This window comes from Salinibacillus aidingensis (genome assembly GCF_055393355.1).
On sequence record NZ_AP043759.1, the window covers coordinates 1,897,497 to 1,921,568 of the forward strand.

The 24,072-nt window shown below is 39.2% G+C and carries 27 protein-coding genes; all 27 read right to left on the bottom strand.

All coding sequences use genetic code 11. The features are described from left to right. Positions 1-80: 80 nt before the first annotated feature. Positions 81-1,058: a heptaprenyl diphosphate synthase component II gene (gene hepT, locus ACZ5OK_RS10270; RefSeq protein WP_343836590.1), complete on the bottom strand. Its 978-nt coding sequence runs from the start codon at positions 1,056-1,058 to the stop codon at positions 81-83. A 36-nt stretch (positions 1,059-1,094) separates the two neighbouring features. Continuing rightward, on the bottom strand, positions 1,095-1,808 hold the full coding sequence (locus ACZ5OK_RS10275) for a demethylmenaquinone methyltransferase (protein WP_343836592.1): 714 nt from the start codon (positions 1,806-1,808) through the stop codon (positions 1,095-1,097). Between the two features lie 4 nt (positions 1,809-1,812). Continuing rightward, a complete protein-coding gene (locus tag ACZ5OK_RS10280) occupies positions 1,813-2,589 on the bottom strand; it encodes a heptaprenyl diphosphate synthase component 1 (RefSeq protein ID WP_464758103.1) in 777 nt (258 codons plus the stop codon). A 57-nt stretch (positions 2,590-2,646) separates the two neighbouring features. Beyond that, the gene (mtrB, locus tag ACZ5OK_RS10285; protein WP_343836598.1) at positions 2,647-2,886 is read right to left on the bottom strand and encodes a trp RNA-binding attenuation protein MtrB; all 240 of its coding nucleotides are present in this window, start codon (positions 2,884-2,886) and stop codon (positions 2,647-2,649) included. Between the two features lie 145 nt (positions 2,887-3,031). After that, positions 3,032-3,304 (bottom strand): HU family DNA-binding protein, encoded by a 273-nt coding sequence (locus tag ACZ5OK_RS10290; RefSeq protein ID WP_177167322.1) that lies wholly within the window; start codon positions 3,302-3,304, stop codon positions 3,032-3,034. Positions 3,305-3,687: 383 nt separating this feature from the next. Continuing rightward, the gene (spoIVA, locus tag ACZ5OK_RS10295; RefSeq protein WP_343836603.1) at positions 3,688-5,166 is read right to left on the bottom strand and encodes a stage IV sporulation protein A; all 1,479 of its coding nucleotides are present in this window, start codon (positions 5,164-5,166) and stop codon (positions 3,688-3,690) included. Between the two features lie 282 nt (positions 5,167-5,448). Further along, a complete protein-coding gene (locus tag ACZ5OK_RS10300) occupies positions 5,449-6,195 on the bottom strand; it encodes a hypothetical protein (protein ID WP_343836605.1) in 747 nt (248 codons plus the stop codon). 21 nt (positions 6,196-6,216) lie between these two features. Next, on the bottom strand, positions 6,217-6,414 hold the full coding sequence (locus ACZ5OK_RS10305) for a DUF2768 domain-containing protein (protein WP_343836606.1): 198 nt from the start codon (positions 6,412-6,414) through the stop codon (positions 6,217-6,219). Between the two features lie 269 nt (positions 6,415-6,683). Further along, entirely contained in the window at positions 6,684-6,947 is a 264-nt protein-coding gene (locus tag ACZ5OK_RS10310; RefSeq protein ID WP_343836609.1) for a stage VI sporulation protein F, read from the bottom strand. Positions 6,948-7,016: 69 nt separating this feature from the next. Next, positions 7,017-8,054, bottom strand: a complete 1,038-nt coding sequence (locus ACZ5OK_RS10315) for an NAD(P)H-dependent glycerol-3-phosphate dehydrogenase (protein WP_343836611.1) — start codon at positions 8,052-8,054, stop codon at positions 7,017-7,019. 15 nt (positions 8,055-8,069) lie between these two features. Next, positions 8,070-9,380: a ribosome biogenesis GTPase Der gene (gene der / locus ACZ5OK_RS10320; RefSeq protein ID WP_343836613.1), complete on the bottom strand. Its 1,311-nt coding sequence runs from the start codon at positions 9,378-9,380 to the stop codon at positions 8,070-8,072. 168 nt (positions 9,381-9,548) lie between these two features. After that, positions 9,549-10,142 carry a YphA family membrane protein gene (locus ACZ5OK_RS10325; protein WP_343836616.1) on the bottom strand — a complete coding sequence of 198 codons (594 nt, stop codon included), beginning with the start codon at positions 10,140-10,142 and terminating at the stop codon, positions 9,549-9,551. 51 nt (positions 10,143-10,193) lie between these two features. Beyond that, the gene (fni, locus tag ACZ5OK_RS10330) at positions 10,194-11,216 is read right to left on the bottom strand and encodes a type 2 isopentenyl-diphosphate Delta-isomerase (protein ID WP_343836619.1); all 1,023 of its coding nucleotides are present in this window, start codon (positions 11,214-11,216) and stop codon (positions 10,194-10,196) included. A 13-nt stretch (positions 11,217-11,229) separates the two neighbouring features. Then, positions 11,230-12,384 (bottom strand): 30S ribosomal protein S1, encoded by a 1,155-nt coding sequence (gene rpsA / locus ACZ5OK_RS10335; protein WP_343836622.1) that lies wholly within the window; start codon positions 12,382-12,384, stop codon positions 11,230-11,232. An 80-nt stretch (positions 12,385-12,464) separates the two neighbouring features. Beyond that, positions 12,465-13,055, bottom strand: coding sequence for a lysophospholipid acyltransferase family protein (locus ACZ5OK_RS10340; RefSeq protein WP_343836625.1), 591 nt, complete (start codon positions 13,053-13,055; stop codon positions 12,465-12,467). Between the two features lie 19 nt (positions 13,056-13,074). Next, positions 13,075-13,746, bottom strand: a complete 672-nt coding sequence (gene cmk / locus ACZ5OK_RS10345) for a (d)CMP kinase (RefSeq protein ID WP_343836628.1) — start codon at positions 13,744-13,746, stop codon at positions 13,075-13,077. Positions 13,747-13,900: 154 nt separating this feature from the next. Next, the gene (locus tag ACZ5OK_RS10350; protein WP_162038809.1) at positions 13,901-14,047 is read right to left on the bottom strand and encodes a DUF5359 family protein; all 147 of its coding nucleotides are present in this window, start codon (positions 14,045-14,047) and stop codon (positions 13,901-13,903) included. A 22-nt stretch (positions 14,048-14,069) separates the two neighbouring features. Then, on the bottom strand, positions 14,070-14,759 hold the full coding sequence (locus ACZ5OK_RS10355; RefSeq protein ID WP_343836631.1) for a flagellar brake protein: 690 nt from the start codon (positions 14,757-14,759) through the stop codon (positions 14,070-14,072). A 126-nt stretch (positions 14,760-14,885) separates the two neighbouring features. After that, entirely contained in the window at positions 14,886-16,226 is a 1,341-nt protein-coding gene (gene ypeB / locus ACZ5OK_RS10360; RefSeq protein ID WP_343836633.1) for a germination protein YpeB, read from the bottom strand. A gap of 15 nt (positions 16,227-16,241) precedes the next feature. Continuing rightward, complete coding sequence (gene sleB / locus ACZ5OK_RS10365; RefSeq protein WP_425542166.1) at positions 16,242-17,144, bottom strand: spore cortex-lytic enzyme; 903 nt, start codon at positions 17,142-17,144, stop codon at positions 16,242-16,244. 103 nt (positions 17,145-17,247) lie between these two features. Further along, the gene (prsW, locus tag ACZ5OK_RS10370) at positions 17,248-17,937 is read right to left on the bottom strand and encodes a glutamic-type intramembrane protease PrsW (RefSeq protein WP_343836637.1); all 690 of its coding nucleotides are present in this window, start codon (positions 17,935-17,937) and stop codon (positions 17,248-17,250) included. A gap of 82 nt (positions 17,938-18,019) precedes the next feature. Then, the gene (locus ACZ5OK_RS10375) at positions 18,020-18,982 is read right to left on the bottom strand and encodes an asparaginase (RefSeq protein WP_343836639.1); all 963 of its coding nucleotides are present in this window, start codon (positions 18,980-18,982) and stop codon (positions 18,020-18,022) included. 14 nt (positions 18,983-18,996) lie between these two features. Then, positions 18,997-19,980 (bottom strand): YpdA family putative bacillithiol disulfide reductase, encoded by a 984-nt coding sequence (locus ACZ5OK_RS10380; RefSeq protein ID WP_343836641.1) that lies wholly within the window; start codon positions 19,978-19,980, stop codon positions 18,997-18,999. Between the two features lie 89 nt (positions 19,981-20,069). After that, positions 20,070-21,350: a Glu/Leu/Phe/Val family dehydrogenase gene (locus ACZ5OK_RS10385; RefSeq protein WP_343836644.1), complete on the bottom strand. Its 1,281-nt coding sequence runs from the start codon at positions 21,348-21,350 to the stop codon at positions 20,070-20,072. A 263-nt stretch (positions 21,351-21,613) separates the two neighbouring features. Continuing rightward, on the bottom strand, positions 21,614-22,186 hold the full coding sequence (locus ACZ5OK_RS10390; RefSeq protein ID WP_343836645.1) for a genetic competence negative regulator: 573 nt from the start codon (positions 22,184-22,186) through the stop codon (positions 21,614-21,616). A gap of 108 nt (positions 22,187-22,294) precedes the next feature. After that, positions 22,295-23,080 (bottom strand): metallophosphoesterase, encoded by a 786-nt coding sequence (locus ACZ5OK_RS10395; RefSeq protein ID WP_343836646.1) that lies wholly within the window; start codon positions 23,078-23,080, stop codon positions 22,295-22,297. Between the two features lie 159 nt (positions 23,081-23,239). Continuing rightward, positions 23,240-23,866, bottom strand: coding sequence for a CBS domain-containing protein (locus tag ACZ5OK_RS10400; protein WP_464758124.1), 627 nt, complete (start codon positions 23,864-23,866; stop codon positions 23,240-23,242). Positions 23,867-24,072 lie beyond the last annotated feature (206 nt).

Genomic DNA, 24,072 nt, shown 5'->3' on the forward strand with positions numbered 1-24,072 from the left:
ACACCTCTTTTTATAGTAGATTGTGAAAACGCTTCAAGCCTCTAAAAGTTTAACAAATTTTGTGTTTTTTGACAATTCTTTTAATAGCTTCTTTTGCCAATATATTTCGCGATGTCCATCAAAGCCTTCTTCGCCTTGGATTGTGGCAGAACTTCCAACTGTTTATAGGCTTTTTGTAAATAGAGTTCACTTACGCGAAATGACTTTTCAATAACATCAGATTGCTTGATTTCCTCTACTATGTCAGCAAGATCCTTACTTACCACAGCTTGTCCACGGGATTGTTCAAAGCTGCTGGCCAATCTTTGCTTAAAAGAAGTGTCTTCTAATTTATATAAAACGGGTAACGTAATATTCCCCTGAAACAAATCACTTCCAGCCGGCTTCCCCAGCTTTTCTGGTGTTGCGGTGAAGTCTAAAATATCATCAATGATTTGATACGACATTCCTATATAGTAGCCATACTTAGCCAAGGCTTTTTGATAGTCAGCCGGAGCGTCCGCAACAATGGCTCCCAAATGACAGCTGCTTGCTATAAGAAGTGCTGTTTTCCGTTTTATACGTCTTAAGTAATTTCTAAAGTTCTGATCCAGATTATATTGATCCTTTAATTGTTCAATTTCCCCTTGCGCAAGTTCAACAATGGTATTGGACAGGATCAGATGTGCTTTCGGGTTTTGAATAACAGACAGGATTTCAAGAGCCCTGGCAAACATATAGTCTCCAGTATACATGGAAACCCGGTTATCCCATTTAGCATTAATGGTTTCATGGCCTCTTCGTAATTCTGCATCATCAATCACATCATCATGCACCAAAGAAGCCATATGCATCAATTCGAATGAAGAAGCGACATGTTTAATTTTTTCCAGGTCGTAATGACCAAACTTTGCAGCCAGCAAAACAAAAACAGGTCGAATTCGTTTTCCGCCTGCTTTTAGTAATTGAGTAGATGCTGCCCGTAAAACAGGATGATCTGCTTTAACTGTATATAATAATTCCGACTCAATAATATCTAAATCATGATTTAAAAATTTATAAGATAAAGGTAGTTTCATATGTTTCACCTATATTTCAAATATCTGAATATGTGATCATTTTTCCGGCTTTGTTCCCAGATGCATGGCTGCAACTCCGCCAGTATAACTTTTTATCTGAACATCCGTCAAACCAGCTTCCAAAAACAACGCTTTAAGTGCCTTTCGATCCGGGAAGTCTTTTGCTGATTCATGCAGCCACGCATATTCATTATAACTTTTGGCAAAGATTTTTCCGAAAAGGGGCATTACAAATTTAAAATAGAGATAATATAATTGCCTGTATACGGGAATGGTTGGTTGCGAGGTTTCTAAACAGACCACTTTTCCTCCTGGTTTAATCACCCTGGTCATTTCTTTTAATACATGCAGATAGTCAGGGACATTCCGCAAGCCAAATCCGATGGTCACATAATCAAAGGAGTTGTCTTCAAACGGAAGATTCATTGCATCCCCATGCTTAAAAGAAATTTGAGGAAGGGGTTCCTGGTCCAATTTAGTTTGAGCGATGGAAAGCATGTTCTTGCTAAAATCGAGACCGGTCACCTGTCCACTCTTACCTACAACTTCTCCAAGTGCAAACGTCCAGTCTCCTGTTCCACAGCAAACATCTAATGCCTTCTCCCCTGGTTTTACTTCCATTCGTTTCATGACATCTTTTCGCCAGGCTTTATGCCTCTGAAAAGAAATGACAGAGTTCATCACGTCATATTTATCATAAATCTTTTCAAATACATGGTGAACTTTCTCTGCTTTTGAGCGCTGATCCATTTTCTTATCCTTCCTCCAATAAGATTCCCTGTTTCTGTGAAATTCTTTTCAGTTCATTCATTAAAAACATTCTCAATTCATTAAGGTGCAATGGTAACGATTGGATTAATGATTCTAACCTGATCATAATTCCCGGTATCATATTTTCCACCATCCGAATGACATCATCTTCGTTATTACTTTGACTGAGCAAGGTTATCACAGCCGACTTCTGTTCCTGAGCATATGTTTTCAACTCCAGGAATAACCGCTTCATAAGCAGCCAGTTTTTTATCACATCATGGTGTTCCGTCATTTTAAAGTATTCAGCCACATGGATCACGATGGCTGATTCGACTTCTTTCATCTCTTCTATCAGATGCTCAATGGAATGGATATCACTGTGATAAATCATCATTTTTCTTTCATTTATCGTTCGAATGGCACCAGCAATCACTTCGATTAAATCTATATATTCAACGCGGGATAAATTGTGGTAAAACTTTCCACTCAACAGGTCACCCACTAGAACATTCATCTGCTTTTGCTGATTTATCTGATCATGTTTATAGGAATGAATGGATACAAAATCATGAATGTCCAGTGCTGTCTGTACATACATAATCGCCTGAATTATTTGCTCTTTTTCCTTACGGGCGAGGTTATCGGAATAATCCAGAATAGTGTCCAAAAATAAAATCTTATCTTCAGAAAGAACAGGCTCCCTTTTTATGTCTCCAAATTTCTCATCAGCAAATTGGATGATATGATCTTTTATTTTCTGTATAAATTTGGGATCCAAATCAATCACCTTGACCCTTTCTCACAGAACCCACTTCAAAAACTTTTCATTGCTTGATTAAATATCCTGATTTTCTTCAGTATGTATTTCACCATGACTGGTTTGAACGATGGCTTTGCCCCGAACCTTAACAGCTGAAGTGTGTTCAGTAAACTGAGCAATCATTACTTCTCCTCTATCTAACTTCTCGGAATGATGAAAACGGGTATCTGTACCTCTTGTTAGTCCATTTACGTTTACACCATCTTCTAAAGCTTTTATAACAAAAAAATCCGAACCAGAAGAACTTGTACTCATCTTATGCAGTTCCTCCTCATAAACTTTTTAAGGTACGTTCATATTTTAACATTATCATTCCCTATAATCTATTGAAAAATGTTAAAAAGGAGCATAAAAAAAAGAGGGTTTGAAGACCCTCTTTTTTTACAGCCCTATGTATAGCTTATTTCACAGCATCCTTAAGGGCTTTACCAGGTTTGAATGCAGGAACTTTGCTGGCTGGAATTTCAATCTCATCACCAGTTTGTGGATTACGTCCTTTACGAGCCGCACGCTCGCGAACTTCAAAGTTACCAAACCCGATAAGCTGGACTTTATCTCCGTCAGTTAAGGAATCAGTAATGGATTCAAATACGGCATCTACAGCCTGAGCTGCATCCTTTTTAGAAAGATCGCTTTTTTCAGCAACTGCATTTACGAGTTCTGTTTTATTCATATCTTTCACCTCCTCCCAAATGCAAACAATCGAATGAGCGTAAAAGGAATTTTAAAATTCCAATCATCCCATTTGTTAACAATTTTCATACATTTTATACATGTAAGTCATTCAAAAATGATGACAAGCCTTATCATAACCGAATTTTCGAGGAATTTCAATAAAATTAGGCAAAATTCTTCTGTATTTGATGGATTTTCCTATCAAAATCCGGTATGTAAGATTACTTGCATCTTACCATAATTCGCCAGGGCCTTTCAATAGCAAAACCGCATTCTCATGCGATTTTCAACGATTCTTATGTATCTAGCAAAATATAAATCAAGGTTGTACTCTTTTTTTAAGAATAAAAATAAAAAAAGCGGCATTTTCTGCCGCTTTTTTTATAATATGATTGCTATTAAGCCACCGCTACCCTCATTGATAATCCGTTCGAGGGTTTCTTTAAGTTTGTATCTTGCATTTTCCGGCATTAAGGAAAGCTTAGCCTGAATCCCTTCTCTGACAATTGAGCTTAACGATCTGCCAAAAATATCAGACTTCCAGATTGATAAAGGGTCCTCTTCAAAGTCCTGCATTAAGTATCTGACAAGCTCTTCACTTTGCTTTTCAGTACCAATAATCGGCGCAAACTCAGACTCAACATCCACCTTCACCATATGAATAGAAGGTGCTACAGCTTTCAATCTGACGCCATACCTTGAACCTTGTCGAATAATTTCGGGTTCATCCAGGGCCATATCTTCAAGCGTTGGTGCTGCAATCCCATAGCCTGTTTGCTTCACCATATTTAAAGCTTCAGAGACCTGATCGTACTCGCGTTTTGCAGTAGCAAAATCCTGCATTAATTCTAACAAATGATCTTTACCTCTGATTTCAACGCCGACAATTTCTTTCAGTACATGGTCATACAATTCATCCGGTGCCTGGAGATCAATTTCTGCAATGCCGTCTCCCATCTCCATTCCCGCTAATTGGGCTTGATCTACAAAGTCATAATCATAGAAGTTTCCGACAACCCGGTCCACATCACGAAGACGTTTAATATCTTTTACAGTATCCTGAATAGCCTCTTCGTAGCGCTGTTTTAACCAATGTTCATCCTTTAACACCATTACCCAGCTAGGCAGGTTTACATTTACTTCTAATACCGGGAATTCGTAAAGTGCCTCACGTAAGACATTATAGACATCGTGTTCCCGCATATTTTCCACACTAACCGCTACTACAGGAATATCATAGTACTCCTTCAATTCTTCTCTAAGCAGCTCCGTCTCCTGTGAATGAGGGTTTTGACTGTTCAGAACCATAATAAACGGTTTGCCTACTTCCTTAAGTTCATTCACAATTTTTTCTTCGGCTTCTACATAATCATTACGGGGAATATCCCCTATAGTTCCATCCGTTGTCACAACCACTCCAATGGTCGAATGCTCCTGAATGACTTTTCTCGTTCCAATTTCAGCTGCTTCCGGAAATGGAATAGGCTCTTCGTACCAAGGTGTATTAATCATCCTTGGACCATTCTCGTCCTCAAAACCTTTGGCACCGTCAACCGTATATCCAACACAGTCAACGAGACGTACATTTACATCAAGGCCTTCATCCACATTAACAGTTACTGCCTGATTAGGAATGAATTTAGGTTCAGTTGTCATAATGGTCCGGCCGGCAGCGCTCTGTGGCAATTCATCCTGTGCTCTGGATTTTTCTCCTTCATCTTCTATATTGGGCAAAACAACTAGATCCATAAATTTTTTAATAAAGGTTGATTTACCCGTTCGTACAGCGCCTACAACACCCAGATAAATATCTCCGTTCGTTCGTTTCGATATGTCCTTAAAAATATCGACTCTTTCCAAGTGATCCCCTCCCGATACGTGAACTTCACTCCTGAAAAAATACAAAACACGAATACAATTCTTTAACACTAAGAGTCTATGATGTTGTCCTATCAAAATATGACTAAAACATTTAAGAAAACGAAGGATAAAGGTATGTAATATAAAGAAACATCATGTTCTCATTTCATCAAACGGATGGTTCTAACGCCTGAAAAACGGCTGCCCCCTGGCTGAATAATGGAAATACACGGTACACTATATTCTGATAAACAAAAAAAGATACCTCTAAAAGGTATCTTTTTACGATTTCTTCTGATTTTTTTCGTTCTCTGAATAAGTGTGAAAAACAGGCTCTCCATCCTGTAGTGTGTATGGCAGAGAATAGGCAGGTACAAATGGGTAGTGATCTGCTAATAGATATCTGATGTCATCTCCTGCCTGATAATTATGTTCTTTCTCCTTAATTACTTTGTAGAGATCTTTTCGATAATCAATGACAAGCTGCCCATCGGTGTCCATGTAAATAGGCAGATTCTGATTTGTATAAGGGCTTTGGACGACCGGACGCTGCTCAAGACCTAATTTTTTGATGTCTATCTTATAGACCCCTGCAGCGACTTCCTCGCCAAAAGGAGGGTAAATATGTTCATTGCGATAGATTTCCAGCTGAAAATTAATTTCCCGTAATTTTTCTGATTGGCGTAAGTCAACAATTTTTACTGTCGCCTCTGTTTCAGGACGGATGATGACATATTGATATAAACCACCCTGCTCATACGAATTTCCCGGTGTAGTGGTTAAATATCCACTCTGCTTCAGTTTTTTAAAATCAACAGGATATTTAATAAATATATCTGTATCCATGTCCCGATTCTTAATTGGTAATTGCCCGTTGTGGTCATTTTTATACTGACTCACAGCCTCCTGCACCATTTCCAGCTGCATATCATTTGGAATTTGATTCTTTTGTAATTCCTCTTCCGGGTACATACAGCCGGTAAGAAGAACGATAGCCATAAAACTCCAAACGGCCTGACTTATTTTCATATGAAATTCCCCCGTTTATCTTTACGCTGTTGGACCACTTAGAACAATATAAAAAATAATAACACTGCCGAAAATAAAACATATGTATGCCAAAAGGCCAACGATTCCACTGAAGAACCCCTTAAGTTTATTTCTGCTTAAATATATGAGTCCCATGGCAATCAGCAGCAATGCCATTCCCACGAAAGATATATACATATTCAACATGCTCTGGCTCATGTAAAACGCTCCTTAAGGACTTCAAATTCGTCCATATTATATCATATAGAAAATTAGAAGGATAGAAAAGCAGGCTTGTCCATCCATGTAACAGTATGACCGGATGATGTGATCCGATACTTTCTCAGAACAAATAAAACCCGAGGTGAAGGGGCTGGACACCTCGGTAAACTAAATATATCCCTTACCTTGCAGCTCTATAGGATTTCTTGCTGCGGTTTATTATATGCATTGTTCAAATGAACCGTATCATCAAGTGCCCAAGCAGTCTATTTCTTAAGCATCTGTTGAAGTGAGTTCATATCCATCGGTATATTCTGATTGGTAATCATTTCAACAATTTCGTCCTCTTTAGCCTTGGATACAGGTTTACCTGCCATTTTTGAAAGTCTGCGTACTAACTGCCTTACGTTTTTTTCATCAGAAAAATTGGCATTCTTGACCGAATCAGCAACCTTAAATATTTCATCGGAAGAAATGTTAGCATTGTTTTCAATTTGGTTAAAGGGATTGTTTTCAGATTGTTTTCCCACTGCCCTACCTCCTTGTAATACGTTTCACCATATTATATGCAAAGGCAGTGGGGGTGTGAGATGTTTTAATTAAAGCGTTTGATTCCGTAAATCATCAGGTAGCTCTTCCACCTCGTGGGTTTTTCCTCTGTTCATTAAACGGTCGACAATAACTTTTGGGGGTTCCTGGTTAAATAGAAGGTTATACAGTCCCTTTGTAATAGGCATCTCGATGTTTTCCTGTTCCGATAACTGGTAGGCTGCCTGCGTTGTACGTACGCCTTCTACTACCATGCCCATTTCTTCTAATACATCGTCCAATTTACGTCCCTGTCCCAGCAGATATCCTGCACGCCAATTTCGACTATGCGAGCTGGTACAAGTTACAATTAAATCTCCAACTCCTGTTAAACCTGCAAATGTTAATGGATTTGCTCCCATGGAAGCACCCAGTCTTGCGATTTCAGCCAGTCCTCTTGTGATAAGGGCAGCTTTTGCGTTATCACCATAATCCAGTCCATCTGAAATTCCTGCACCCAGAGCGATAATATTCTTTAATGCCCCCCCTAATTCAACACCGACAATGTCAGGATTGGTATACACACGGAATTTATCATTGATAAACAGATCCTGTGCTTTCTGTGCCAGGTCATGATCATGTGAGGACACTGTTACGGTTGTTGGATGTCTCGCTCCAACCTCCTCTGCATGACTTGGGCCAGACAAAACAACAACCTCTCCATAAAGCTCCCTGGGCACTTCTTCCTCAATCATTTCGGAAACACGTTTTAATGTATGAGGCTCAATTCCTTTGGCAGCATGAATAAGTGTTACTTTATGATCCAGATGATTTTTCAGTTGACCACACACATCACGAATAGCCTTTGTTGGGACAACAAGGACAATCGTTTCTGCATCGGCAATAGCCTCATTGAGATTATCATAAGCCTTTACCTCGTCAGGGAGTGTAATTTCTTTTAAATATTTTTCATTCTGCCGGGTTTCATTAATAGCCTTGGCCTGTTCAGCACGATGAGTCCACAATCTTACATCATGGTGGTTATCTCCCAAAACAAGTGCCAATGCTGATCCCCAGCTTCCTGCTCCCAGTACAGCAACCTTCCCCATTGACAAAGTCCTCCTTTATTTCCGTTGTCTTGCGTATATTTTAATGGGCGTACCTTCAAACCCAAATGCTTCCCGAATACGATTTTCCAAAAAGCGCTTAAACGTAAAGTGCATGAGTTCTGGATCATTCACAAATACCACAAAGGTTGGCGGTTTCACAGCAACCTGTGTCGCGTATAATATCTTGAGTTTTCTCCCTTTTATAGAAGGAGTGGGATTCAGTGCAAGGGAATCCATAATAACCTCATTCAGCAGGTTTGTTTGTACTCTTTTGGCATGATTTTCACTTGCCTGAATAATTCTAGGCAATAATGTATGCATTCGTTTTTTTGTTAACGCAGAAAGAAAAACAACAGGTGCGTAGTCCAGGAATTGAAAATCCTGTCTGACTTTATCTTCAAATTCTTTCATGGTTTTATCGTCTTTTTCAACAGTATCCCACTTATTTACGACAATAATAACGGCCTTACCCGCTTCATGTGCATAGCCTGCAATTCGTTTATCCTGCTCAATAATACCCGTATCTGCATCAAGGACAGCTAAGACCACATCTGAGCGTTCAATCGCTTTTAGGGCTCGTAACACACTGTACTTTTCAGTTTTTTCATAAACCTTTCCTCTTTTTCTCATCCCGGCAGTATCAATGATGACAAAATCCTGATTGTCTTTTTCAAAGCTTGTATCGATGGCGTCTCTGGTTGTTCCGGCAACTTCACTTACAATAACCCGCTCTTCACCTAAGATTGAATTTACTAACGAGGATTTCCCCACGTTAGGGCGGCCTATTAAACTGAAATGGATGGTATCCTCATCATCTTCTTCAATGTCCCTTTCAGGAAAGTGCTTCACAACTTCATCAAGTAAATCACCTAATCCTAACCCATGTGAACCTGAGATAGGGTAAGGCTCCCCAAATCCTAAGGAATAAAATTCATAAATCCGATCTCTCATCTCAGGATTATCCATTTTATTAACAGCCAGAACCACAGGCTTGCTCGATTTAAATAACATACGAGTCACTTCTTCGTCAGCCGCTGTAACTCCTTCTTTTCCATCAATCATAAAAATGATGACATCGGATTCCTCAATGGCAATTTCCGCCTGTGTCCTCATTTGAACCATTAGAGGCTCGTCCCCTATTTCGATTCCTCCTGTATCAATTAAATTAAAGGTTGTATTTAACCATTCGGCTTCCGCATAGATTCGGTCACGAGTAACCCCTGGTACATCTTCCACAATGGCAATTCTTTCTCCGACAAGCCGATTAAATATCGTTGATTTTCCTACATTCGGTTTTCCTACTATTGCAACAACAGATTTCCGCATTTCTGTTCATCCTTTATATTCACATTTGAGTATATTTCAATTGTGGCAGGTTTAGCCACAAACGTTTGAAAATACCCTTCTTACCTGAAAGAAGGGTAACTACAGCTTTTATATTTTAGCAAATGAAGGATTATTAAACAACTTTTTCCTTAACTTCTGCAGATTCTGTCACGTTTTAAATTTTAAGGAAACATTTTTGACAGTTTGTTCTATTTTTTCACTAAAACGTCTGATTTTAAACCATAAGGTTAATGTAATCATTATAAAGACGACATCTGTTAGGTAGGCCAGGTCTCCGATTGAAACTGTAAATCCATAGGACAGTCTTACAAAGGTAAAAAGAAGCTGTCCAGCTGAAGTACTTATCAAGGCAATAGCCAGTTGACTTTGCAGATCATCCACAAAAATATAAAATTCAAGAATACAGATTAAGGCCATTATAATTGAGCTTGAAAGAAATAACCATAATGGATTAAACAGCGCCCATAATTTCAGCCCACTGTAGGCAAAGCTTAAGCTAATGGCGATACTGACGCGAATAAACTTCCCCTTTGATTTTGCAAGTAGTATAAAACCAGTTATACAATTCATTATTAAAGGCACATGAATCTCCAGTCCGGAATATGAAATATATGTAGTGGATGTAATCATACAACCTAAAATGAAGCTTGAATAGCAGAACCGCCTTCTCGAATCAAAATCAAAAAAGTAAACAATAATCCACAGTACCCACGCGAGCCAGTAAAAAATCCAGGTTTCCATAAAAAAACACCTACCATTTTCAGTATAGGTGTTTTTTATCCTTCATAAACTTTATGTTCTTTGATTTATCCATTCCTTAGTTTTGCCAAATAGTGCATGGGGACTACCTTTTAAAAGATTAGGACTGGTTACACCGAGGGTCATCATCACAATTTTAATTTCATCATGAATGGAGTCAATTTTATTAACCAATCCCTCAACATCCTGATCGATAACGGTCCGAAGCATCGGCCCTGCCATTCCAAACATATTCGCTCCTGAAATCAAAGCTTTTGCACCATCCAGCCCATGGCGAATCCCGCCGGATGCAATTAAATGAACATTGGGAAAGGCAGCCTGTATTTCTCTTAAAGAAACCAGTGTAGGAATTCCCCAATGGTTAAGAGAATGGAGACGATCTGTTCTCCTATTATTTTCAATTTGGGAAAAGCTTGTCCCGCCTCTGCCGCCAGCATCAATATACTTAATTCCAATACTTTCCAGTTTTGCGGCCGTTTCCTTCGAGATTCCAAAGCCTACTTCTTTGATAATTACGGGTATGGAAATGTTTGAAACGATATCCTCAATATTCCGCAAACGTTCGGAAAAGTCCCGGTCTCCTTCAGGCATAATTAATTCCTGCATCACATTTAAATGAATCTGCAAAGCATTCGCCTCTACCATATCAATTGCCCGTTTCGCCTGTTCCAGCGTTGCTTCACTGCCAACATTAGCAATCACAATTCCATTTGGATGTTCACGCCTCACGACTTCATATGTGTTTTTTTCCTCTTCATCTTTTAGCGCAGACATTTGTGAACCCACAGCAATCGCAATATTTTTTTCGTGAGCAGCCATTGCGAGCTTTTGATTAATTTCAGCGGTTTTAAATCCGCCCCCACCTGTCATAGCATTGATAAAAAGAGGCGAACTTAGAGAAAGTTCGCCACAAGCTGTATTTAAAGAAAGTTCATTCCAATTTAATGGAGTAAGGCTCTGATGAATAATCTCCATTTCATCAAAGCTGTTAGGTTCAGTCTGTGTTTGTTTTACCACTTCATTGATGTGTGCAATCTTCCTTTGTGCTCTACTCATATTAACCACCGTTTTATTCTTTTAATTTACCCAGCTGGTCGCCAATCACATCGCCCAGTGAAAATGTACCCTGATCCTGCTCTTTTGTATACTGTTCAATTTCTTTTTTATTCTGATCATTTTCAACTTCACGTATACTCAGGGACATCTTTTTATTTTCTTCACTTACATCCAGTACTTTTACATTTACTTTTTGGCCTGCTTCCAGTACCTCACCAGGTGTTCCTATATGACGATCTGAAATCTGGGATATATGAACAAGACCTTCTACACCTGGCAGCACTTCAACAAAGGCACCAAAGTTTACCAGACGCTTGACAGTTCCTTCAACGACATCGCCTGCTTTAACCTTTGATTCAATGCCTTCCCATGGTCCCGGCAAAACATCCTTAACAGATAGAGAAATACGTTCATTATCCCGGTCAACGGACAGAACTTTGACCTTAACCGTTTCACCTTCAGATAACACATCAGAAGCTTTGTTTACATGTTCATGGGAGAGCTGTGATATGTGCACTAACCCATCGATACCGCCAATGTCTACGAAAGCACCGAAATCTGTAAGTCTTTGTACCGTACCTTCAAGAACATCTCCCGCACTAATTTTTTCCAGAACATCCATCTTTTCTTTTGCCTGTTTCTCTTCCTCAACTGCTTTATGGGAGAGAATAACCCGGTTTTTTTCTCTGTCTGTTTCAATTACTTTCAATGTAAGAGTTTTGCCTTTATAATCATCAAAGTTTTCCACATAGTGCGTTTCTACATGGGATGCGGGAATAAACCCTCTAAGTCCAACATCAGCTACAAGTCCGCCCTTTACAACTTCTTTAATTTCTGCTTCAAAAACTTCGCCGCTTGCCAATCTATTTTCAAGCTTTTCCCAGTTTTCTTCAGCATCTACTAAACGTTTTGATAAGATAATTTCCATTTCACTCTCATCTTCAGTAGTCTCTTCTTCTATTTTTTTTACTTTAAGGGAAACTTCATCCCCTTCAGATAGAACATCTGAAATTTTTTCCACATGAAGATTTGACAATTCACTAATAGGCAAAATACCTTCAGCTTTATAACCGATATCTACGAGTGCGTGCTTTTCCTCCACTTTTACAACTTTTCCTGTCACTACGTCTCCTTCATTAAGAGACTGTCCGTGATTTAATTCATCCATAACCAATAGACCTCCTTCAATACGACACAACTAAAAATGTCCTTTTTTCTAAGTTCTAATATTTTATCTGTTTTGTCAAGCTAATTGCTATTGTTTTTATGTATATCCCTTAATTTTTGAATCTCGTTCATAATCTGATCTACAACGACCTGGGCAGAAGCTTTTTCTGAACGCAATTGATCCATTGGCACCGGTTCCCCATACACAACCTTTAGTTGCCCGGATAGTTTATATTCACCGATAATAGCACAAGGGATAATCACAGCATCTGAACGTAGTGCGAAGAATCCTGCACCGGCCAGCCCTCTTTGAACTTCCCCGGTTTTACTTCGTGTCCCTTCCGGAAATAAGCCTAGTGTGTGGTTGTCTTTTAGTATATTAAGACCTTCACGCAAAGCCTGCCTGTCCTTCATACCTCTGCGGACCGGAAAAGCATTTAACCTGCGAAGTAATCCACCAAGCCATTTATTATTGAACAGTTCACCCTTTGCCATGAAATGGATCGTACGGGGGCTTGTCATTCCAACAACGGGCGGGTCCAGGTTGGATATATGATTTGAACAGATAATTACCGGTCCTTCGCTCGGAATGTTTTCTTTTCCTATTACCTTTATTCTGAAAATGGTTTTAAGAATAACCAGACAAAGGAATATTCCCAATCGATAAAGCATAGTAAATGTCCCCTCAACCTTATATTTTTGAAGATACTATTTCTAATATACGTTCTGCTACCTCATTTATTGTATAGGATGTAGTATCTATCTCTATGGCATCCTCCGCCTTTATAAGCGGAGAAACCTCCCTCTGTGAATCAATCTGGTCTCTTCTTTGTATCTCCTTCTTTAATTCCTCTAAGTTGGACGGATACCCTTTTTCTACATTTTCTTTGTGCCTTCGCTTTGCTCTTTCGTCAACGGAAGCAATTAAGAATACCTTCACTTCAGCATCAGGAATGACATGTGTTCCAATGTCACGTCCATCCATAACAACGCCTCTGCTTCTGGCTAATTGCTGCTGCCTTTGTACCATTTCCTCACGCACTTCCTTATGTTTGGAAACATCCGATACATGGTGTGTGACTTCCTGAGAGCGGATTTCATGGGTTACATCAGCATCATCCAGATACACAAGCTGCTGTTCACCGTTTTGTTTAAACTGAATGCTGGTATGATTTAATAATTCCACAATTTCTGTTTCGTTATCTACATTCAGCTGGTGCTGTATGGCTTTTAATGTTAGTGCTCTATACATCGCTCCAGTATCAATATATACATAGGATAGATGTTTTGCAACGATTTTTGCGACAGTGCTCTTTCCGGCTGCTGCCGGTCCATCAATCGCAATGGCAATATCTCTTTTCATATAGAATTCCTCCTTGCGCACGTCCAGCCTCAAAACACTCCTGGACCCTTTCATCCTAAAACAAACGCCTCTACAAAAAGAAATAGCAGGCAGGCCCTGCTAAATTCTTCTTAAAAATCATATCATACAGAGAATCATTGGTCTATGAGGTCAATCAGAATAATTTTTGAACCCCAATATATTTATATACAGGATTGATATATGTATTGATGTCAGTATGAATGACCAGCCATTGAGTAAGAATCAGTAAAAGAAAGAGAAAAATTAATGTCCACTTTAAGATTCGCTCAAACCGAATCATAGACATCCACCTTTTTCCCTTACTATCCCCGATTCCTTGTTGAATTATGCCGATTTCTGGTTATTCTCTTTTTATCAATCTGCTTTTGAAAACAAAACCGAATCATCTGTTCCCGGTCATGTGCGGAAATTTGATCAAACATTAGAGAAGTGACCGTTATATTTGACGTCTTTTTTATTTGACGCATGACTTTAGCGGAGGCATGCACGTATTGATATTCCTGGTTTTTAAAAGGTAAAACAACCCATACATCAAGCTGATCATTTTTGTTCAATTTGATATGATCAGGTGTACGTATAGCCAGTCCCCCGCCACTTACATCGATTGTCGTCGTTGTAAAAGGAGAAACATCTCTTCTTTGCGGATGAACAGAAACATCCAGTGCCACTAATACCCGGACATAATTTCGCCGCTGCACAGAGGTAAAGGATTCTTCTTCAGGAATGGATAGCGCTAATACAGGTATGGAATTAATCTTTTTGCGCTTCATCACTTTGGCAGGAAATGAGTAAACCACCTCATCTTTTCCGACAAATTGGACATTAAATGAACTGCCTTCAATAAAAAAGGAAGTTCGGCCTGTATCATCATTCACAGGATACTGAATCAGACATTCCTGATCATCCATCTCGATAATTTTACTGGAGTAGCTTTGTATGGACTGTCCACCTTCCTCTATATATGACAGGGACAATACTGTTCCAACTTTCATGGAGTTCCCCTCTTCCCTTTCGCATACTTACGGACGATTGCACCGTGATACATTCATTATGACAAATAATCTCAAAAATGAAAAGGAAAATGAGAAACCAATTGGTCATCCCATTTTCCTGTAAATTTAAGCAGAGGTATCAAATTTTACTTCGGTGGATTTCAATCGCTCTACTCTTTCCTCAAAGCCATCGGAGGCATTTATATATATACGGTATGTGTCTTCACCTAAAGTACCTAAGAATTCATAGACAAGAACCTCTTCTCCTAAGTCATTATCAATAACAGCCAGTGATTCCTCCTGTATTTCAACATTAGGATTGACTTCTTTTTTGGCCTCCTCTATTGTAATCTCAGGTTCACTCACGTCTCGTTCCTGATGGTTGACTAAAAAGTCTCTTGCTGACAAACCAACCACATCACCATTATCAAGAGCAACTTTTACCTGCACGGAATCCGGATATATTCGTACATCATCCTGATTATAAGCAAACGAATAGACCCCGACATTACTATATTCCGCACTATTATAGGCTTCCATATTCTCATAGCCCAGTTTTGTTAAAAATTGTTCTGCTTTTTTCATCCCGTCATGAAGACCAATGGATTTTTCTCCAATGTCCCGGTTTAAAATCATCGAAATAACATAACCGCCTTTTTCGGTAATATCCATATATCCGTGTTTATTGTCCTGCTCAAAGGACGCACTATAAACCTTTATATCTGAGCCATCACCTGAGGACGTAATTTTTAAATCTCCGTCTTTTAGCTGAAAAACGTCCCCGGCTATAGATTTTACTTCCTTTTTATTTATTTTTCCGCCTTCTAATTTGATTTCCTTATCATCATTCTTTGACACACCATTTAACTGCTCCTGAAAGCTGCTTTCTGAGAAGGTCTCTACATTTTTCTCAACGGTTTTAAAGCCGTCTATAATCGTATTGTCGGCAGGCTGATCATGATTAACCAGCGCTAATTGCACATCCATCCATCGTAAATTATTTTCCAATGCCAGATGCTGGACATTACGCAGCTCCCGCTTAATCTCACCGGACTGCTGATAAAGCTTTTCCAGCATTTTGGTTTCTTCATCGTTCAAGGGCTCTTTATCCAGCCCCCTCACAGCAGTACGATAAGAGAAATCCCCAATATTAGACAGAAACTCCTCTGTTTTATTAAAAGGTAATAAAGATAGAGGGAGCTGTCCTACCTCAGAATGGGCATCAGAGGTGATTCGCCATATTTCTGCCAGTTGGGGTGATACGCTCCTTGGGGAATTCATTGCTAATACCGTGCCGATTTTATCATGCAAGGAATCAATATGATAGGTTAAATCATGGAAGGATCGCTGGTAGTTATTTTCTGCCTGAATCAAAATAGCATTTTTCTCCTGGTGCTCCTGATATCCCCAGAATGCAGTTCCTACAACTGCAATGGACAGGACTGCGATAAATAGCCAGCGTAGCATCCTCTCACTCCTTTCTTATTTACAAAAGATATGTTTCCCGATCTTTTTAATTTGGGGTCTGGACCAAATCCAGTCTGACGTGGCTGTCGCAGGATTAAAATAATACAGGGCGTTCCCTGAAGGATCCATCCCGTTCAGAGCGTCAATAACAGCTTCCCTGGCCTTATCATTTGGTTCCAGCCAGATCTGTCCATCTGCAACAGCTGTAAAAGCTCTTGGCTCGAAAATAACTCCTGAAACGGTATTTGGGAATGTCGGACTTTCCACTCGATTCAGGATGACGGCAGCAACAGCTACCTGTCCTGTATACGGTTCTCCCCTGGCCTCGCCATAGACGGCATTCGCCATCAATTTAATATCATTTTGAGAGTATCCCGATGGTACATTTACAGAAGTTGGCTGTGGCTGTGTATTGTCATTTTGCTGATTCCCTTGATTTTGCTGCTGATTCTTCTGTTGCTGATTTCCCTGCTGTTGTTGCTGTTGATTTGACTTACCAGTTCCACCCTTCTTTTTGGTTTGCTGTTCCAAAGGTGTTCCGCCATAATACGTAAATTCCCGATCATTTCTCAGCTGCTCGTGTACCCACTGTTTATTATATTGACTTGCTTTTTCCAGCTTATTTTTGGTAGCCGAGCCTACTAACCCATCTACCTCTAATTCATAGTCAGATTGAAAGTTCCGGACAGCCCAATAGGTACCCCAACCAAATAAACCATCAATTTTCCCTTTGTAGAATCCTAAGTATTGTAATCTTGACTGAAGTTCAATTACATCATCTCCTGAAGATCCCTTTTGCAAAATACGGGGACTAAAGGCTTCGGATTTTTGTACATTATCAAAACTTGATAGAGGAATGATCATCATGAGTAAAAAAACAATGGAACATAAAAGAAGCTTTTTGCCATTCATCTTCATGCCTCCTGAGATTAAAGCATTTCTTTTTGTCCCATATATGTTTTGTTGAAAACGAACTTTTATACAAAAAAAAGAAGCAGCCCTGTTTTTCCAGGACTGCTTCTTACACTGTTTTTTTGTTTTTCTGAAAGTGCAGCACTTGTCGTTTTTCCGTATAATCATTAGCCCGTTTTACTCTCCGCATCGCAAACACCCATAAAAACACCATGAACGGAATCATTACATATATCCAATTGCTTTGAATCGTTTGTAATAAAAAATCGTAAATGCCGTGGAGAAAGGTGGGTATGAAAAGAGCTACAGTTATCATACGATAGGATTTGACCGGGTAAAATTTATTCCTGCCCATATAATACCCCATGATGGCACCGAATAAGGCATGGGAAGACACCGGGAAGACAGCCCGGCTTAAAGCATACTCAATGCCATTCGCGAGCAGGTATAAAAGATTTTCCAGACTGGCAAATCCCAGACTGATGGCTACACCGTAGACAATCCCATCATAATGATTGTCAAAATGAACATGCTCGTAAATCACATATAGAAAGATAAACCATTTGAAAAATTCCTCTAACATTCCAGTCAGAAAGAAGCTTTGAATAAATGGATGCTGTCCGACATCCTCGACAGAAAATCCATATTGAATAAACATAATAGGAAAAACAAGTAAAGCTCCGAATATAAAAGCTCTTAACACCATTGATAAAGGCTCGGAGTCAAAGCGGTCTTTTAAATAGAAAAAGGTTAATAGTGCGAAACCCGGCGCAATACTGGCGGATATTAAACCGACCATTTTGACTCCTCCCCCAATCTTCAATCTTATTTAATCCTATCATGAATTCAGGGGGTTGAAAATACTATATTTTTACAAATACTTAAAATTGCTCAGGTATATTTTTACACCCTGATGCCAGAAGAACAGCTAATTTAATTCGGGCTTTTTTACTATCATAATCCTTTCCAAGTATGACACCCTCTTTAACCAATTGATGTGCACTTCCTTCATAATCATAGGTTGTATATACAGCTCCCTCTTCTGAACTGGTGGTAATCACAACTTTGATACCTTCAGCAATGCTGCGTTTTATTTCAGGCATCATTAAAGGAGGCACCTGACCTCTTCCGACACCTTCGAGCACAATCCCTTCTGTGCCATTTTCTCTTGCCGCCTTAATAAACGTCCCATCACCATTTATATAACATTTAATAATATCGACTCTTGGGACAGAATGCTCCATGGAATACGTCTCCCGTTTCAGAGGCTTTTGGTATACATATACCTCATCATTGTCAATAATACCTAAATAACCAAAACCAAATGCATTAAAGCCCTGAATATTTGATGCATGCTCTTTTTTTACATACTTGGCAGCAAAAATCCGTTCGTTAAAAACAACGACTGTGCCGGCGTTTTGTAAATCACTGCTTTGAGCTGAATAAATGGCATGTCTTAAGTTAATATATACATCACTGCCTAATTCTCCCGGGGATCGCTGGGAGCCAGTCACCACAACAGGCCTCTCATCATTAATGGTTAAATCGAGAAAATAGGCTGTCTCTTCAAGCGTATCAGTGCCATGGGTAAGGACAACTCCATCAACATCTTCATCCTCAAAATAATAATAGATCCTGCTTCTGATATCCATATAATCCTCAAATGTTAAATGCATACTCGGCTTCTGCAGCATAGAATCAACTTCTACATGAATATCTGCCGGCAAATCACATAATCCAGCCAGCTCTTCACCGGTTAGTGCGCCTGAAGTTAATTTGCCTGATTCCTCATTAACCGCACTGGCTATCGTTCCACCTGTAGTGATTAAAATAACTTTGCTCATGATTTTCTCTCCTGTTATTTCATTTCTTTTTCTGCAATAGAGCGGGCAATTTGATCCCCATGGAAACGTCCATTTTCAATGAAAATTTCATTATTATTATAGCCTGCCGCAATGACTCCAGCTATATAGATATTTTCAACATTGCTTTCCATCGTCGTTTCATCAAAGTCAGGACGGCCTGTTTCATCATCCATAAGAACTCCCATCGAGGTTAAAAAGCTGTGATCAGGGTGATAGCCTGTCATGGCAAATACAAAGTCATTCTTTATCGCCTTCTCTTCCTGATTAACCGTATAGAAAACCTTATCCTCTGTAATCTCTGTTACCTTCCCATTAAAAATCATCGTAACGATTCCTTTTCGAACTAAAGAATCAAAAAGCGGCAATATCCACGGTTTAATGCTTTTTGAATATTCACTGCCCCGATAGATAACAGTTACTCTCGCACCCGCCTTCACTAATTCCAAAGCAGCGTCGACCGCGGAGTTCTTCCCGCCAATCACAACAACATCTGTATTAAAATACGGATGTGCTTCCTTAAAGTAGTGAGTGACCTTATCCAGATCCTCACCCTTTATACCCATATAATTAGGCTGATCGTAATAACCTGTAGCAGCCACCACATATTTGGCCTGATATTCCTCGTGCTTTCCACTTCTTTTCTGCGTTCGTACCGAAAATGACTGATCCATTCCGGTTACACTTTCCACTTTTTCAAAGGTGTTAATTCTGAGCTGCTCCCTTTCTGCTACCGTTCGATAATACGTTAGTGCTTCATTTCGAACTGGCTTTTGCTTTTCTGTGATAAAAGGGATCTCTCCAATTTCCAGACGATCACTTGAACTAAAAAAGGTCTGGTGTGTTGGAAAGCGATATAAAGACTGAACCACATTTCCTTTTTCAATGATTAATGGATCGATTCCTTGTTTTTTTAATGCTAATGCCGTAGCCAAACCACAGGGTCCAGCTCCAATAATGACGACTTTTTCTGTAATCATTCCTATTCCACCTTCTTTAACCACAAATAAAAACATCTCCTACCATATATATAATAGGAGATGCACATTTGTTAATCAAATTATTTTCATTATATCCAGCCACGAAAGCGTGCTGCTTCAGCCATTTTTCTAACACCAACCATGTAAGCGGCCAGTCTCATATCAATTTTTCGATTTACTGAGGTTTCATAAACATTATGGAATGATTTCACAAGTACCGTTTTGAGCTTTTCCTGAACTTCTTCTTCTGTCCAGTAATACCCCTGGTTATTCTGCACCCATTCAAAATAGCTTACTGTAACACCGCCAGATGAAGCTAACACATCGGGCACAAGAAGAATATCCCTGTCTGCCAGTATTTTCGTGCCTTCAAGGGATGTAGGGCCATTTGCTGCTTCAACAACAATTTTGGCTTTAATATTATGGGCATTTTTTGCTGTAATCTGATTCGCTATAGCTGCGGGTACGAGAATATCGCAATCCAGCTCAAGCATTTCCTCATTTGAAATGGTATTTTCAAAAAGATTTGTAACGGAACCAAAGCTGTCGCGCCGATCTAATAAGTAATCAATATCCAGACCATCCGGATCATAAAGAGCTCCCTGGGCATCAGATATAGCTACTACTTTAGCACCTGCATCGTTCATGAATTTTGATAAATAACCTCCAGCATTACCAAACCCCTGAATAATGACCCGGGCTCCGTTTAAGTCTATTCCTTTTAATTTAGCAGCTTCTTCAACACAAATGGTTACCCCTTTGGCCGTTGCTGTGTCTCTGCCATGAGATCCTCCGAGTACAAGGGGCTTTCCAGTAATAAAACCAGGGTTATTAAATTCATCTATTCTACTATATTCATCCATCATCCACGCCATAATCTGAGAATTGGTAAAAACATCAGGGGCAGGAATATCTTTAGTTGGTCCTACAACCTGACTAATCGCCCGTACATAGCCGCGGCTTAACCCTTCAAGTTCACGGAAGGACATTTCACGGGGATCACAGATAATTCCACCCTTTCCGCCACCGTAAGGCAAATCTACAATGCCTGCTTTTAAACTCATCCAAATCGATAGTGCCTTTACTTCCTTTTCATTGACCTCCGGATGGAAACGAACTCCGCCCTTCGTAGGTCCTACCGCATCATTGTGCTGGGCACGGTATCCTGTAAAAACTTTTATTTGACCGTTATCCATCCTTACGGGTATTCGTACAGTCATAATTCGAACGGGTTCACGCAATAACTCATAAGCTTCCTCTGGATAACCCAACTTATCCAGTGCTTTTTTAATAACTGTTTGAGTAGATTTTAGAGCATCTAGATTTTCGCTTTTTTCATTTGACGATTCTGCTGGTTTGTCGGCAACCATTCGCTTACCTCCTATGAATTATCAGTAACATCATCATACCATTACTTTCAGAAATTAGTATACACATTCATATTTAATATGCAACAGTTACTAGAACATTTTCAAGATTTAAATAGATATGAAACTGTAAGCGATTTCATTATAGTTGATATTCAGTAAGGTTTCAATGCTATTTAAATAGTTTTAAAACGATTTTCTGCTTTTCACCGATTGGTTACCCTTTTTGCTGAATAGATAAACCCGAAAAAACATTGAATTTCACATTATAAAAAATAATTTTGGATCACCTGTACGGCGTCATTTTCTACGACCAGTCGGCCATATTCCCTAAGACGTGCAGAAGTAACTGTGCTGGGTGAAGAGAATTCCGACATGACCGCTATAACATTTTCCTTATTCAGATACTGTAAATCTTCATCAAATAATTTCATATAGTAATGATGATTCCAATAAAAAACAGATGCTTTCTGTATACCTAAATGGGTTAGGTGGCTTGAAACCTGAATGACAGATTCAAAATCAGTAAAACAATACATAAACTCTTTATTTTGATCCAGAGTGACTTTCATTTCAATATATTCTTCATCAATGTATTCCATATCCTGTGTAACGACAATCAGCATACCTTGAGCATGTAACATATGAACGTTTACAAGCAGGTTTCCGTCAATTTCCATACCAATTTCATCACTGGCCTCAAACAGCATATCCTGAAACATCTGATGAGTCTTTGGAAAATCATACCACAGCTCATCCTTTGTAAAGCCTCTTTCCATTAGATCATCAAAGGTTAAAAATATTTTAAATCGGTTAGAATCCAGGCGCTCAATACGCATATAACCACCTCCAAATACTTAACTTTCGTATGCTAATTATAGCATGAACGTTCCCTTACGATTATTTTATGTATCCATTAACAGGAAAGTTTCATATTTCTGCACATTTCACGAAGGTGACTGAATAGTAATGCAGTGACATTCAGCTCTTGTCCCTAAACGCAGTGGTAAAGTTGATGTCCCATACCCCTCACTGACTAAAAAGTGCTGATGGCCCACTTTCTTCCATCCGCCCTTATTCCTTAAACCAAAGCCCAAAAAACGGATTTGTCCTCCATGGGTATGACCGCTCAAGACCAGATTTACCTGCTCTTTTTGTTCCTTGTTTAATAAATCATAGGATTCAGGTTCATGATTGGCAAGAATTGTGTAAGAGACATCAGGCTTCCAAATGTTCTCAAAGTACTTACTGGTTAAAACCTGGCGCAAATATAAAGAATGCAGTCCTGCTAATTGAATTCTGTCTCCGGAACTTAAGGTCCAGACAAATGATGAGTCGGCCAGGATTGTAACCTTATGCCTGGATAAGAGGGAGACAAGCTTGTAAGCATTCACCTCGATATCATTATTTCCCCAGACGAAAAAGATGGGGGCATTTAATTCCCTTAATTTTAAGATATTCTCTTCCACATAACGCAAGGGAACATTTTTTTCACATAAGTCCCCACCGATAATCGTTACATCTATTTGGTCGAGAGAATGAAGTACTGACTGGTTAATGAGTCTTTTATGAACATCTGATATAAAAAATATGTTCAAACGCTCTGAAGAAGAAGGAAAATTTTTATCGAAAATCGTTACCTTTTCTAAATGATTATTATGTGCAAGAATATACATATATAGCAATAAAGAAATACCGCCAATAATCACAAATATAATTAAATAAATCAGCATCCTTCAATTCCCTTCTGCAATGTTTAGTGAGGATATGGAAAGCCCCTGTCAATACACATCCTTGACAAGGGCTTCCTTATTTTGCCGCAACTTAGGTCAGCGGGATTTTTATATCCTGCTCCTCTAAAAATGATTACCACATCATGTATGTGATATACTTCAGACCGTCTTTACATCCAGCACTCGAAATCCGCTCTTTTCCAGCCGGGTTAAAAATCGGTCAACATCAACATTTTCATTATTCTCCAGCTTCAGGACAATTCTTCTGGCAAGTCTGTCTGTTTCATCAAAGGTTGCTAAGGAGATGATATTTCCATGATGATTTCTGATCAATTCGGACAATTTGGCTATACGACCTTCCGCTTCAATGGAGGCAAATGCAATGCGGACCCCCTGCTTTTTCATGCCAAAGGCACTTTCAAATTGTTCCAGTACATCAAATCGTGTAACAATTCCAAGGAAGTGCTTATTCTCATCGGTAACCGCCAATATGGGAAATCCTTTAAACGCTGTCAAGGTACTTTCAAAAACATCCTCTTCGGTAATATGTAAATCACCATGCTCTACAATATCTGCTGCTGTCACAGAATTCAGGAAAGCTTCTTTATCCGTATAATCATCAGAATAAAAATAACGCTGATAAATCATCTGCTTTGTGATCATTCCTCTGAATGTTTCATCCTCGATGACCGGGACTCCCTGTATATCTTTTGATAACAAGGTATCCAGAACCTTCTGCAAATCGTCCTGGGCATTTGCCACAACACAATGATGTTTAGGAATCATAATGCTCCTCACAAACATACTTGCCACCTCTCCATCTACTTTATCTATTTAACACGAAGAAATCACAAGCCGTCCAATACAGGAATCGGGAATTCTTCATGTAAATCATATTCGACTTAGGAAAAGAAATTCCCTTTACTTAAAAATAACATATTTTACTGAATGAAACATATGAAAAGAACTACAAAATGTCTTAAGGAAAGGAG